This window comes from Henriciella sp., assembly GCF_029936995.1.
GTDB lineage: Bacteria > Pseudomonadota > Alphaproteobacteria > Caulobacterales > Hyphomonadaceae > Henriciella.
This window is the reverse complement of record NZ_JAPYRE010000003.1, coordinates 183,235-196,518: the sequence shown is the minus strand read 5'-3', so window position 1 is coordinate 196,518 and position 13,284 is coordinate 183,235. Positions and strand designations below refer to the sequence as shown.

The following is a 13,284-nucleotide window of genomic DNA, read 5'->3' as shown; positions in this document are numbered from 1 at the left end:
ATCGCCTGCCATGAGCATTAAACCGATCCATATCATTGGCGGCGGCATGGCCGGATCCGAAGCCGCCTGGCAGGCGGCCGAAATGGGCGTGCCCGTCATCCTTCACGAGATGCGCGGAACACGCGGCACAGAGGCGCACCAGACTGACAAGCTTGCCGAGCTGGTCTGTTCAAACTCTTTCCGCTCGGATGATCACACCTCGAATGCCGTCGGCGTCCTGCATGAAGAGATGCGCCGGGCAAACGGCCTCATCATCACCAAGGGTGGCAAGCACCAGGTCCCGGCTGGTAGCGCGCTCGCCGTTGATCGGGAGGGTTTTGCCGAGGATGTCACGGCAACGCTCGAGGCTCACCCGAATGTCACCATCGTGCGCGAAGAGATTGAAGGCATTCCGCCCGAAGAGTGGGACAGCGTCATTATCGCCACCGGCCCGCTGACCTCGATGAATCTTGCCGATGCGATCCGCGCGCATACTGGCGAAGAAGACCTTGCTTTCTTCGATGCAATCGCGCCGATTGTGTATTTCGACAGTATCGACATGGAGAAAGCCTGGCGCCAGAGCCGCTATGACAAACCCGGACCGGGTGGCGATACAGCGGCCTACATAAATTGCGGCATGAATGAAGCCGAATACAACGCCTTTATTGATGCCCTGACGGGCGGCGACACGACCGAGTTCAAGGATTGGGAAAAGGACACCCCCTATTTTGAGGGCTGCCTGCCGATTGAAGTCATGGCAGAACGCGGACGTGAGACGTTGCGCTTTGGACCGATGAAGCCAGTTGGCCTCACCAATCCACACAAGCCAGATGAGAAACCGCATGCCGTGGTGCAGCTGCGTCAGGACAATGCGCTTGGAACGCTGTGGAACATCGTCGGTTTCCAGACGAAGCTGAAATACGGCGCACAGGCCGACATCTTCCGGATGATCCCGGGGCTGGAGAACGCTCAGTTCGCGCGGCTTGGCGGCATCCACCGCAACACCTTCCTGAACTCGCCGAAACTGCTGGATGCGCAGCTGCGGATGAAGTCGATGCCGCGCCTGCGCTTTGCCGGTCAGGTGACCGGGGTCGAGGGCTACATCGAGAGCGCAGCCATGGGCCTGCTCGCCGGACGTTTCGCGGCCGCCGAACGTCTTGGGCTTGAAATCAGCCGTCCGCCGGAGACCACCGCGCTCGGCTCACTTATCGGTCACATCACAGGCGGCCATCTTGATGGCAAGCAGACCTTTCAGCCGATGAACGTCAATTTCGGCCTCTTCCCGGATCCAGATCCGGCAGATGTCGCGAAGACCGATCCAGAAACCGGTAAACGTCTCAAGGGCAAGGCCAAGGGCCGCGCGAAAAAACAGGCCATGGCAGCCCGCGCGCTGCGCGATATCGATGTGTGGCTAAAGACGCAGGTGGGGGCTGTCGCCGCAGAATAATCGTGTAATGCGATTGCTGCGCTTTCCTGCTAGGCTTCAAGCCAGACAGGAGATCTGAAATGGTGCGGCATACTCCTCCCGATACCGGATCGGATAGCGAAAAAACCCGTGTAAACGTCATGTCTGCCCTGGCGGCCTGTGAATCGGGTTGTGAGAATACTGAGGAGGTTATTGCGGAACTTGACCCGCCGCCTCCAGCTGGCCGTATTGTTCGCGAACAAATGGAAAAGGCTGAAATGCACCGGAGTATTCCGGATGCAGCCGAGTTCCTGACAAGAGCAGAAGACGGGTTCATCGACGCGCTTGCTATCATTGTGGTGCCACGAGACCTGAGAGAGAATAGGCGCATCGCGGTCATTTCCAGGCCCTTTGCCTACGTTCGCTGGTTCAAGAGCATCCGGACATCAGTCGTCGCGCCACAGCGCTATGTCACGGATTTTGCCTCCATTCCCGGTTGGGCACGTTGGCTGATCGCCCCATTCGGGAAGCACGCAGAGGCAGCCGTCATACATGACTGGCTCTACGCGATAGGTGCCCCGGGCGATGAAAATGCCCGAAAGCGGGCCGATGACCTTTTTCGACTAGCTCTGAAAGATCTCGGCGTGAACCTTCTCAGCCGCAACGCCATGCATCGCGCCGTGCGAGCTGGCGGGAAAAACAGTTTCGGAGATCCTTCAGAGTTTCGCTTCCGTCATCTCGACACGCTGCAACCGGTGCAACCCTCCCCATCCAGAGCACCCTATATGAAGACTGTCGCCTTCAAATCTCGCAGCGCGTGATACGCAAGCGCCTAACCAGCGAGCTTCTCTCCAGCCCGCGCATACCATGCGCCCAGATTGTCCAGTTCCTTGTGCGGCTGCCACTTCATGACGCCGGCAAAACCGCAGGCGATAAAGAGTGAAATATCGGCAATGGAAAAGCGATTGGCCGCCACAAAATCATTGCCAACGAGATGCTGGTCAAGCTTCTTCACAAAGCCCTTGGCATTCTTCTCGCCCTTCGCGGCAGCTTCGGCTGACTGTGGGACTTCCAACGGCGCCATGGCTTCATGTGCGTTTCGGAACCAGGTCGCGAACTGCATGAACAGCATCAGTTCGATCCGCCTGTCCCACATCTCGATCAGGGCCTTCTCTTTCGGGTCCTTACCCATAAGATTTGGCTCGGGGAAAATACCCTCGAAATAGGTACAGATTGCACGGCTCTCGGTCAGTTTCGTGCCGTCATCAAGAACAAGCGCAGGCACCTGCGCGAATGGAGAAACATTCCGGTACTCGTCGGTCTTGTGCTCCTGCTTCATGATCGAAATTTCCTCGATCTCGACCGCATCGAGCTTGCCCTTCACCTTCAGGAAATTGGTGACACGTTCCGGGTTCGGGGCCTTCGGGCTGTGATAGAGTTTCATCTTGGATTTCCTCCTGAATGCCGTTTTGTGAACTCTCCTAGAAGCAGAGGCTCACCTTGTCGAACCCTTACCTTGCGCTAGTCGAAGCGCTTACGGATACCAAACGTCGCGTTCAGTGGTTCGCCTGGAAAATAACGTGTTGAGCCAAAAGCCAGATCGGCCCTGTCGGCATAATTGAGATCGAACAGGTTACGCACGATCACGAAAGCCTCGAGATTTTCGTGGAAGGCATATTCCAGCCGGGCATTGGTGACGGTATGGCCCGGATAGGTCTGCGTGTTGCCGGGGTCGGTAAAGTACTCTCCTGTATACTCAGCCGACACGCTCGCCTCGAAGGCCTCAGTCGGACGCCAGGTCAGCCGCAAATCACCCAGCCAGTTCGGCGCGGTATCAACCTCGGCACCGGAACGGATGATTTCGGAGCCGGAAGCGACAACCCGGTCGAAGGTGTATGTATGCTCAGCATAGCTCGCCGTGCCGGCGACGGTGAACACACCATCGCCAAGCACATCCCATGATGCATTCGCCTCAATACCCTGATGCTTCGTGGAGCCGTCTGTAACGTTGAGACCATCGGAATCGCGGAAGAAGAAGTTTTCCTTCTCAGCGTAGTAGGCAGCAACGTCGAATACCAGACGGCCCTGAATGGCGCTTCCTCGCGCACCAGCTTCAATGCTGTCCAGCCGCTCGATGTCTGCTTCAGCAATGCCCTGCTGGGATTGCAGGCGGTAGAGGTCCGAAGCCTGCGGTGCGCGCTCGCCACGGGCATAGTTGACGAAATAGCTGATGGTGCTGCCCTGGGGGGTCCAGATTGCGCCGAGTTTAGGCGTCAACAGGTCATAGCTGTCTTCCCGGTCGGCTGGCACCTTGAAGCGGCCATTCACACCGGCCGGAACAGCGGTTGTGTAATCATACTCATGCGTTTCACCGCGCAGCCCCGCGAGCACCCTGACCGTGTCGGATACGGCCCACTCCGCCTCACCCCACAGGCCAAGCACAGTCGTGTCCACCTCATAGTCATAGTGCACCCCCACCGGAAAACGGTCATCCCCAGGGAAGAAGCCGAAGGGTTCAAGCTGGGTTTCCTTCAGCCAGCCCGACGCGAGATCCACATCTGCGCCTACGCGCCATGTCAGTCGCTCGGATGTCTTGATCTCGTATTTTGACTGGAGCCCGAAAGCATCATGACCGTTCTCTTCCACCCCTCCATTCGGCAGGAAGTGCTGGGCAAACTCCATATCCTGCCAACGATAGAACGGTGTCAGCGTAAGCTCGCCCGGCCCGAGCGGGCGCGTTAGCCGTACCGCGCCCATGGCCCATTGAGCATCCCGGTAGGCTTCCGGATTCGGGTTGGTCTTCGCCGTCTCGTCATCGCGGTAAGCCTTGAAGCCCTGCAGGAAGCCTGCCGTCTCCTGATTGAGATTGGACGCTGAAATCCAGGCGAGACCATCCCAGCCGCCAGCCTCGAAGGCATAGCTGCCAGAAAGCTTTTGCTGCTCAACCCCGGTATTGGCGCGCCAACCGGCATCGTCCTGCAGGGAAAGGGACAGGCGCGCTTTATTGGACAGGTTGCCAGTCAGGTCGCTCTTGTAGCGGTTGAGCGTTGAGCCTGACAGGCGGGTGTCGAGATAATCCCCGCTATCTGGCTCACCGAGGATCACGTTAATGAGCCCGTGGACCGCGTTTGAGCCATATTTCGCCGAACCCGGCCCGCGTACGACCTCGATCGCTTCGGCCACGTCATGGTGAATTTCGAACAGGCTATTTACATTACCAAAGGCGGGTGAGCGTGTCGGCACGCCATTTTGCAGGACAAGGAAACTGCCCTGCCCGGCTCCGCCTGTCAGAACCGGCGAACGGATGGCAAGGAGGTGCTCCTGCCCGGAGTTCAGGTGAATGTTGACGCCCGGCAGCTCATTGAGGATTTCAGCCGGGTGGTCTGCATTGATGTCATCTATGGCTTCAGCACCTACCGCAGCCACACTTCCTGGCTGTTCGGACGACCGGTCTCCATATACACGAATAGGCATGAGCCTTTCGTCACCACTTACGGTGACAGTCTGACCCTCCTCGTCAGATACCTGCGCTGAAGCGACACCGGCACAAGCCGCACTCAGAAAGGCAAGACTGACTGTTGTCGCAAGCAGGCGTCGAAGCGGCATGATATGAACCTGACAGTAGGAGGAAAAGTACTCTCAGAAGTTCTAGTGCGATGTACACTGGCTGACGAGTCCCTTCGCTGCGTCAGCCTGTCCCGCCTGTAAACAGCTGAACAGGAAGCGCGCCGACAACAGCGCCGGACAAGCATGTTGCGAGCGTGCCGGCGATGAGTGTCTTCCAGGCCAGTTCAAGGAATGTATCGCGCCGTTCCGGCGAGATGATGTTCAGCCCGCCAATCAGGATGCCGATCGAGCCGAAATTGGCGAAACCGCAAATGGCGTGGGCCGTAATGATGCGCGTACGCGGTTCCATCGCATCTTCAGGTACCGCACCAAGTTCGATAAAGGCGACGAATTCCGTCAACACCGTCTTGATGCCCATCAGCGAACCTGAGAGCGAGGCTTCCTGCCAAGGCACGCCAATCATGTACATCAGCGGCGCGAATATCCAGCCCAGGATACGCTGAATTGAGAGCGGTTCGCCGTTCACCTGAGGGAATGCACCCAATCCGGCATTCGCAAGCCAGAGCAGCGCCAGCGCAGCGATCAGCATGGTCGCGATGTTGAGCACGATCTTCAGACCGTCTGAAGCCCCTGTCGCGAACGCGTCCATCGTCGATTCATATTCGAAATCCGGCTCATGCGCGCGCTCTGTTTCATCAGTGGTTTCCGGAACCATGGTCATCGCCATGGCAACAGCAGCCGGTGCGGCAATGATAGAGGCCGTCAGAAGCTGGGCTAGCGGATTGGCCATCACACCTTCAAGAAAGGTCGTATAGATGACGAGCACGCTGCCGGCGATCGTTGCAAAACCTGCCGTCATGAGGATGAAGATTTCAGACCGCGTCATGCCCTTGATATACGGCTTGATGAGCACGGGCGCTTCCGTCATGCCCATGAAAACATTGGCCGATACGGCAAGCGAAGTCGCCCCACCGAGCCCCATCGCCTTACGGAAGACGAATGCGAAGCCTTTTGTTATCCAGCGCAGGATATGCCAGTGCCAGAGGATCGCCGACAGGGCTGCAACTACGATGACGACGGGAAGTATCTGGAAGAAAAACAGCGGTGGCGCATCACCTGTCATGATCTCGCTGGCGGCCTGATTGTCCCCGACATAACCGAAGACGAAACTCGTTCCGTTTCGAGTGGCTTCCTGAAGGCCATCAACGATAACATTCGCTCTGAATAGTATGTCACGGACCGGGGGAATGCCAAAAAGAAGTAATGCAAAAGCGAACTGTATCCCGACAGCGCCAAGCACAATGCGCCAGGGAAAGTTCTGGCGCCGTTCTGACAAAAGCCACCCAATCGCGAAGATCAGCGCAATGCCAATCAGCGCGCGTGCATTGTCCCAGCCCCATTCCATGCCCGTCTCCTCATTTCACGGATGAATCAGCCTTAGCCTGCGACGCGACGACGCTCTACCCCTGATCTTCAGAGCCATGTGCAGGCCGGAACAACAAGCCCGGCTGCCCGTTGGTTTATTGAATATTTGTCCAGAAGGAGAAAATCATGAAACAGAAAAATTTTGTCCCATTGAGAGAACAGAATGTTTCCATGGAGCCGCGTCCGGTTTCAACCGACCAGGTCGACGCCGTAAGCAATTCTTCGGAGCCTCTGGATGTGCGCATGGCTAAACTGCGCGACCTGCGTGAAAGCCACACCGACTGGGCTAGCCGCCAGAAAGAAACTGATGGGAGCCCGCTGACACGCTATATTGATGATGCGGTTCTGCGCCTGCTGAGGGAAGGCGACCTGGAAGAAGTTTCGGCCGCATAGTCAGCTTCAAGGTGCTTGATAACAGAGAACCGCCAGTCTTTGACGACTGGCGGTTCTTTTTTGCAGGACCTTGCTAGCCGAGTTTGCAGACACAGATCTTGTGACCATCGGGGTCACGGAAGTAGGCGCCGTAGAATGTCGGCATGCGGTTTCCCGGCTCACCTTCATCCTTGGCGCCAAGCTCCATGGCTTTCTTGTAAACACGATCGACTGTTTCATTATCCGGACAGGCGAGCGCCGGCATCACGCCATTACCGCATGTGGCTTGCTCACCGTCATACGTCCCACCAATCGCCAGCATGGGTTGGCCGGGGCCAGTGCCATAAAAATAAAGCCGCTCATTGTCGAAGAACCGCTTGGCGCCGAGTTCAGGCATAAGCGCATCGTAAAAAGCCAGGGCCTTTTCAGTGTCGTTACTGCCGAGAGTTACATAGGCCAGCATGGTGAATCCTCCTCTTGCTGTTTACGGGGAAAATGCAGCACGCCACATCCATTCCAGCAAGGTGTGACGTAGCGCAACCGCTTGACGATCCTGCGAACCGGTGCTGCAAGGCTCGTGATTGAATTTTCAAGCATTCGAGGAGTCTTAATCCATGTCAGAAATCCGTTTTGATGATCGCGTTGCCATTGTAACCGGTGCAGGCGGCGGCGTCGGCCGTTGCCACGCCCTGGATCTTGCTCGGCGTGGTGCAAAGGTCGTGGTCAATGATCTCGGCGCTTCCATGGACGGCTCAGGTGGCAGCTCGGAAGCCGCGGACAAAGTGGTCAAGGAAATCGAGGCCATGGGCGGGGAAGCCATCGCGAACGGCTCTTCCGTGACCGATGATGCCGGCGTCAAGAAAATGGTCGACGACGCCATGGCGAAGTGGGGCCGTATCGATATTCTAATCGCCAATGCCGGCATCTTGCGCGACAAATCATTTGGCAAGATGACGATGGAAGACATTGAGCTTGTCGTCGATGTTCACCTGATGGGGTCTTTCAAGCCGATCAAGGCTGTCTGGGATATCATGAAAGAGCAAAATCACGGCCGCATCGTCGTGACCACCTCCTCGACCGGTCTTTACGGCAATTTCGGGCAGGCAAATTATGGCGCCGCGAAGCTCGGTCTTGTCGGCCTCATGAATACACTCAAGATCGAGGGGGCCAAAAACAACATCAAGATCAACGCTGTCTGCCCGGTCGCAGCCACCCGCATGACGGAAGGCCTCATGCCGCCGGAAACGCTGGAGCAACTGAAACCGGAATACATCACCCCCGGCGTGATGAATCTCGTCAAGGATGACGCGCCCACGGGCATGGTCCTGTCTGCTGGTGCCGGTGCTTTTTCCATGGCAGAAATTGTTGAGACCAAGGGTGCCTATGTCGGACAGGGCGATGAACTGACAGCCGAAGCCGTCGCGGAGAAATGGGACGAGATTACCGACAAGTCCACACAGACCCATTTCAACATGGGTGGTGAGCACGGTCAGAACATCTTCGCCCGCCTTGCCGAAGGCAAAAAGGGCTGAGATCCGGATAATCAATAAAAACATGCCCAGGCTGCTTGTCTTATGCTTGCCAAAGCGGCCTGGGCATGTCTTTTGTCAGAACGAACCTGCACTGGGGGCCAGGTATGCGCTTTTTGACGATTCCACTTTTTATTATGGCACTGGCAGCCTGCCAGCCAACCAACACGCAAGATCCAGCGCCTGCCTCTACACCGCAGGAAGATGTGCCCGTGTCTCAAGACGGGCCTGCGACTGAGAAGCCTGCCCCAGCACCAGACGCCGAGGGTGCCCAGTGCGGTGGCCTTGGCGGTGTGACATGCCCCTCCGGCCTCTATTGCAAGCAACCTGACGGGCAATGTCTCGAAATCATGGATGGCAGCGGCACATGCACCCCTATTCCGGAAGTTTGCACACAGGAATATGCACCGGTCTGCGGGTGTGATGGCCACACTTACAGCAATGCCTGTGCAGCAGCCTCTGCTGGCGCAAGTGTTGCCGCCGAGGGCGAATGCGCGGGCGTCGATAACGAATAGCGACTAGAGCTGGGCTGATCGCCCCTTTCGAAGCTCCGGCAACGGTTCAAGGATAGCATAATCCTTCTCTTGCCCGTCCGCGCCCAAGCGCCGGATGACCTGCCTGCCATCGTCATTGTTGACAGGTGCGACAAGCGCCCCATCCTTGGCAAGCTGGGCTGTGAGCGCTTCTGGTATCGCGGAGACGGCGCCTGTCAGCAGAATGCGGTCGAACGGCTTGTGAGCGCTCCAGCCCTGCAAGCCATCAGCATGGGTCAAGCTGACATTCTCGACTTTTAGTTCATGCAGCTTCGCACGGGTCTCCGTTACAAGTCTTTGATAACGGTCAATGGCCCAGACATGCCGGCCAATCTGTGCCAGCAGGGCCGTCATGTAGCCGCTGCCTGCCCCGACAAGGAGGATACGGTCTTCCTTACCGGGTGAGGCCTTCAGGGCTCCGAGAAGCTGCGCAACGACTACCGGTTTGGGAATGATCTGCCCACACGGGATCGGAAGAACGGTGTCCTCATAGGCAAGATCTCCCAGCGACGGTGCCGCGAAGACCCCACGATCAACAGTTTCCATGGCCGCCAGTACTGCATCGTCGCGTATTCCCTGACGGCGTAAGAGCAGGATAAGCCTGGCTGCCCGGAATGGGTCGGCGATCAGGTCTGCCATGAGGCCTTCAGCTCCTCGAGATAGCGATTATGCGTGAGGTCCACATGAAGCGGCGTCACGGAGATGCATCCATCGTAGATCGCCCGCAGGTCCGTGCCATCATCGGGCCGTGAAAGCCGACCGCGGAAACCGATCCAGAAATAGTCATTGCCACGCAGATCCTCACGCCGCTCAGTATGAATGATCGATTCATCGCGGAAGCCCTGACGCGTAATCTGGATACCGGCCACATCATCGGGCTCACGGTCAGGAAAGTTCACGTTCATGACAACATCATCCGGCCAGCCCTTCTCGATCAGAGGACGAATAACCTTTGCGCCCCATTGCTTTGAGGTTTCCCATGGCAACGACCCACGTTCCCGGAAGCTCTGTGCCTGGCTGAGCGCGATGGAAGGAACACCCAGGTGCATACCGAACATGGCCCCGGCAATCGTACCAGAAAGACTTGTGTCATCGGCAATGTTCTGCCCGCGATTGACGCCCGACAGGATCAGGTCGGGCTTCTTTTCCATCAGGTCATGAACGGCCAGCAGCACACAGTCCGACGGCGTACCCATAACGGCCCAGCACTGCTCACGTACCTTCCGCGTCCGCACAGGCTGGGTCAGCGTGATGGAGCGCGACTGGCCGGACTGTTCAACTTCTGGCGCGGCAATCCAGACATCATCGGAAAGCTCGCGCGCTATGGATTCCAGAATGGAAAGGCCCGGTGCGTTGATGCCATCATCATTTGTCAGGAGTATTCTCAAAGCGCTCTCCTCGCTCACACTTTATCTGGCTGACTCCGATACGCGCGAAACACGGATTCACCCTATGACTTCAAGTCCACCCATATAAGGCTGGAGTACGTCAGGCACGGCGATTGCCCCGTCCTCCTGCTGGTAGTTTTCCAGAATCGCTACGAGTGTGCGTCCGACCGCGAGGCCGGAGCCGTTGAGCGTGTGGACAAACTCGGGGCGCGGTTTGGGATTGTTCTCACTTGGCGCCGGACGCCAGCGCGCATCCATGCGCCGGGCCTGGAAATCCCCGCAATAGGAACAGGACGATATCTCGCGATATGTCTCCTGGCTCGGCAGCCAGACTTCCAGGTCATAGGTTTTGCGGGCCCCTGCCCCCATGTCGCCCGCACAGAGAAGCATACGCCGGTAAGGAAGCTCGAGGCGTTCCAGAACAGTCTCGGCACATTTCGTCATACGCTCCAGCTCTTCGAGGCCCTCGTCCTCGTCACGCACGATGGAGACAAGCTCGACCTTGTTGAACTGGTGTAGTCGGATCATACCCTTGGTGTCGCGACCGGCACTGCCAGCTTCGGAACGAAAGCAAGGCGTGTGGGCGGTCATGCGGCGCGGAAGGCTTTCAACACCCAAAATGCTTTCACGAACCGTGTTGGTTAGAGATATTTCGGAAGTAGCGATAAGCCACATTCCATCTGTCGTCTTGAACGAATCTTCACCGAATTTCGGAAGCTGGCCAGTGCCATAAAGCGCATCGGAGCGAACCAGCACGGGCGGACTGGTCTCTGTATATCCATGCTCCTGCGTCTGCACATCCAGCATCCAGCCCGCCAGCGCTCGTTCCAGCCGCGATAGCGCGCCTGTAAGCAGAACAAACCGCGAGCCAGAAATCTTTGCCGCTGTCTCAAAATCCATCAGGCCGAGCGCTTCGCCAAGATCGGCATGGTCCTTCGGCTTGAAATCGAAGCTACGGGGCGTGCCCCAGTGTGTTTGGGCGACATTTGCCTCTTCGTCCGCGCCCTCCGGCACCTCGTCCAACGGCAGGTTCGGCAGGCCGAGCAGTATTTCGTCCAACGCCTCGCGGGCAGCATTTTCCTGTTCCCCGGCGGCTTCGATCGTCTTCTTCGCTTCGGCGACGACTCCACGCAGGCGCTCAAACTCGGCCTCATCCCCTTTGGCCTTGGCCTGGCCGATCAGTTTCGAGTTCGAATTGCGGGCGCTTTCAGCTTCCTGCTTGTCTGTGACAGCCTGACGGAGCGCGGCGTCATGCGCGAGAATGTCATCGACCCTGGCGCCCAGTCCGTCTGTACGCTTGTTCCAGGCAGCGCGGAAGGTTTCTGGGTGCTCGCGGATGGCGCGGATATCGAACATGTGTGTCCTGCCTTTTGGAGATTCTTGGGTCCGCGTTTCCTCTAGAACAAATGATGCGCCTGCGGAACAGGTGACATGCCAGCAAATTTAGCTGTCTTCCTCCTGGCGCGCGGCTTCTTCCTCAGCCGCCTTCTTCTCCATCATCGATACACACCAGATCGAGATCTCGTATAAGCAATAGACAGGCACAGCCAGCATCACCTGCGAGATGAGGTCCGGTGGCGTAAAAAATGCGGCGGACACGAGAATGCCGACAATCGCATATTTGCGCCCTTTACGCAGGGTCTCAGTGCCGAGAATACCCGCACGACCGAGTAGGCTCAGGATCACAGGCAGCTGAAAGGACAGGCCAAAAGCCAGCATCAGCGCCATGACGAGAGACAGGTATTCCGACACCTTGATCTGCGGCGTGATCGCAGCAATGCCATCACCGCCCAGCTGCTCGAATGACAGCGCAAATCGCGAAATCAGCGGCAACATGACAAAGTAGACGAAGACTGCACCGATCACGAACAGGACCGGTGCGGCGATTAGGAAGGGCAACACAGCCCCCTTCTCGCGTTTGTAGAGGCCGGGCGCGACGAAGGAGTACATCTGCCAGCCGATGATCGGAAAAGCCACGAATATACCGGCAAACAGTGCCAGTTTCAGTTGCACGAAGAAGACTTCCAGCGGCGCGGTATAGATCAGCTCGAATGTCGTATCCTGACGGTCAAGTTCTTCCGCAACTACGACAAGCGGCCCGAGAAGAACATTGTAGAGCGGGCGCGCAATGAAAAAGCAGCCAATACTCGCAACAGCGAGAGCAACAATTGACCAGATCAACCGCGAGCGCAGCTCTATAAGATGATCAAGCAGGGGCGCCCGCGAAGATTCCATCTCGCTGTCATCATCGGTGATATCCGGACGCTCATCGGCGCGCATATCCTCAGTCATGATGACTTCGCTTTCTTCTCGGGCGCATCGTCTTCACTGGTTTCCGGCCTGGTGCCTGAAGCAGCTGAGGATGAAGGTTGTTCCGCCCTGCCGGTATCCGTCTCGTCTGCAGAGCGCTGAGTTTGCTCCGGCACCTCTGCCGGGCCGCCCTCTTTGCCCGTTTCCGGCATAGGGTTTTCCATCATGACCCGTCGATTTATGTCGGATTCGGTCTTCTTGAGGTCATCGACTGCCTGTGTGAGCGCGTTGTCCCGGCGCAAGTCCTCGATTTCCTTGCGCAGTTCATCAAGCTCGGCCTGACGGGCAATGTCATCAAAAGCCGATTGGAACTCGCGAGCCATCGCCCTGCCTTTGGCCACGAACTGGCCAAGCTTGCGCATCATCATCGGCAAGTCTTTCGGACCGACGACAATCAGCGCAATAACGGCTATGAGCAGGAATTCTGTAAATCCGAACTGAGGAAGCATGGGTCAGCCGCCTTCCTCTGGAGCTAGCGCGAGGACTTCGACTTGTCCTTCTCAGGTGTGACGTTCACCATCTTGTCGTCGCTGAGGTGCTTACCGGATGACTGCTTGTCAGCGTCCTCCTTGCTCTTGGTATCGTCGCCATCATCGTCACCAAGGCCCTGGCGGAAAGATTTAACACCTTTGGCCATGTCGCCCATGATGGAAGAAATGCGGCCACGTCCGCCAAACAGAAGTAGCGCGACAACCAGGACAATGAGTAGCTGCATCCAGCTTGGGGCCATGGAACGATCTCCGAGTTTACAACCGCACAGATAGCGCTGGGCAAGG

General features: G+C 57.4%; 14 protein-coding genes and 1 pseudogene. 5 read left to right on the top strand and 10 right to left on the bottom strand.

Translation table 11 applies throughout. The annotated features are described in order from the left end of the window. Positions 1-10: 10 nt before the first annotated feature. Positions 11-1,426, top strand: coding sequence for a methylenetetrahydrofolate--tRNA-(uracil(54)-C(5))-methyltransferase (FADH(2)-oxidizing) TrmFO (trmFO, locus tag Q1K31_RS08120; RefSeq protein ID WP_300378603.1), 1,416 nt, complete (start codon positions 11-13; stop codon positions 1,424-1,426). Positions 1,427-1,485: 59 nt separating this feature from the next. Then, entirely contained in the window at positions 1,486-2,205 is a 720-nt protein-coding gene (locus Q1K31_RS08115) for a DUF1353 domain-containing protein (RefSeq protein WP_300378601.1), read from the top strand. An 11-nt stretch (positions 2,206-2,216) separates the two neighbouring features. On the opposite strand, the gene Q1K31_RS08110 is transcribed toward Q1K31_RS08115, so the two are convergent. From Q1K31_RS08110 to Q1K31_RS08100, 3 genes are all read right to left on the bottom strand, one after another. Next, on the bottom strand, positions 2,217-2,828 hold the full coding sequence (locus tag Q1K31_RS08110; RefSeq protein WP_300378599.1) for a glutathione S-transferase family protein: 612 nt from the start codon (positions 2,826-2,828) through the stop codon (positions 2,217-2,219). A gap of 77 nt (positions 2,829-2,905) precedes the next feature. Further along, the gene (locus Q1K31_RS08105) at positions 2,906-4,990 is read right to left on the bottom strand and encodes a TonB-dependent receptor (RefSeq protein ID WP_300378597.1); all 2,085 of its coding nucleotides are present in this window, start codon (positions 4,988-4,990) and stop codon (positions 2,906-2,908) included. Positions 4,991-5,072: 82 nt separating this feature from the next. Next, on the bottom strand, positions 5,073-6,356 hold the full coding sequence (locus Q1K31_RS08100; RefSeq protein WP_300378595.1) for a nucleoside transporter C-terminal domain-containing protein: 1,284 nt from the start codon (positions 6,354-6,356) through the stop codon (positions 5,073-5,075). 146 nt (positions 6,357-6,502) lie between these two features. Here Q1K31_RS08100 and Q1K31_RS08095 point away from each other — a divergent pair, with 146 nt between their 5' ends. Beyond that, positions 6,503-6,769, top strand: coding sequence for a hypothetical protein (locus tag Q1K31_RS08095; RefSeq protein WP_300378593.1), 267 nt, complete (start codon positions 6,503-6,505; stop codon positions 6,767-6,769). 73 nt (positions 6,770-6,842) lie between these two features. On the opposite strand, the gene Q1K31_RS08090 is transcribed toward Q1K31_RS08095, so the two are convergent. Beyond that, entirely contained in the window at positions 6,843-7,211 is a 369-nt protein-coding gene (locus tag Q1K31_RS08090; protein WP_300378591.1) for a VOC family protein, read from the bottom strand. 151 nt (positions 7,212-7,362) lie between these two features. Between Q1K31_RS08090 and Q1K31_RS08085 the strand changes: the two genes are divergently transcribed. Both Q1K31_RS08085 and Q1K31_RS08080 read left to right on the top strand, forming a co-directional pair. Then, positions 7,363-8,280 (top strand): SDR family NAD(P)-dependent oxidoreductase, encoded by a 918-nt coding sequence (locus tag Q1K31_RS08085; protein WP_300378589.1) that lies wholly within the window; start codon positions 7,363-7,365, stop codon positions 8,278-8,280. 209 nt (positions 8,281-8,489) lie between these two features. Beyond that, on the top strand, positions 8,490-8,792 hold the full coding sequence (locus tag Q1K31_RS08080) for a Kazal-type serine protease inhibitor domain-containing protein (protein ID WP_300378587.1): 303 nt from the start codon (positions 8,490-8,492) through the stop codon (positions 8,790-8,792). A 3-nt stretch (positions 8,793-8,795) separates the two neighbouring features. Here Q1K31_RS08080 and Q1K31_RS08075 read toward each other — a convergent pair whose 3' ends face one another. The 6 genes and pseudogenes from Q1K31_RS08075 to tatA form a co-directional block, all read right to left on the bottom strand. Next, the gene (locus tag Q1K31_RS08075) at positions 8,796-9,449 is read right to left on the bottom strand and encodes a protein-L-isoaspartate(D-aspartate) O-methyltransferase (RefSeq protein ID WP_300378585.1); all 654 of its coding nucleotides are present in this window, start codon (positions 9,447-9,449) and stop codon (positions 8,796-8,798) included. Beyond that, entirely contained in the window at positions 9,437-10,198 is a 762-nt protein-coding gene (gene surE, locus Q1K31_RS08070; protein ID WP_300378583.1) for a 5'/3'-nucleotidase SurE, read from the bottom strand. The genes Q1K31_RS08075 and surE overlap by 13 nt, the downstream gene beginning before the upstream one ends. Before the next feature lie 57 nt (positions 10,199-10,255). Continuing rightward, positions 10,256-11,554 (bottom strand): serine--tRNA ligase, encoded by a 1,299-nt coding sequence (serS, locus tag Q1K31_RS08065; protein ID WP_300378581.1) that lies wholly within the window; start codon positions 11,552-11,554, stop codon positions 10,256-10,258. Positions 11,555-11,641: 87 nt separating this feature from the next. Further along, complete coding sequence (tatC, locus tag Q1K31_RS08060; RefSeq protein ID WP_300378579.1) at positions 11,642-12,490, bottom strand: twin-arginine translocase subunit TatC; 849 nt, start codon at positions 12,488-12,490, stop codon at positions 11,642-11,644. A 254-nt stretch (positions 12,491-12,744) separates the two neighbouring features. Beyond that, a pseudogene (gene tatB / locus Q1K31_RS16630) lies at positions 12,745-12,957 on the bottom strand (Sec-independent protein translocase protein TatB); the annotation flags it as partial. Positions 12,958-12,980: 23 nt separating this feature from the next. Then, a complete protein-coding gene (gene tatA / locus Q1K31_RS08050; RefSeq protein ID WP_300378575.1) occupies positions 12,981-13,238 on the bottom strand; it encodes a twin-arginine translocase TatA/TatE family subunit in 258 nt (85 codons plus the stop codon). Positions 13,239-13,284: the final 46 nt, after the last annotated feature.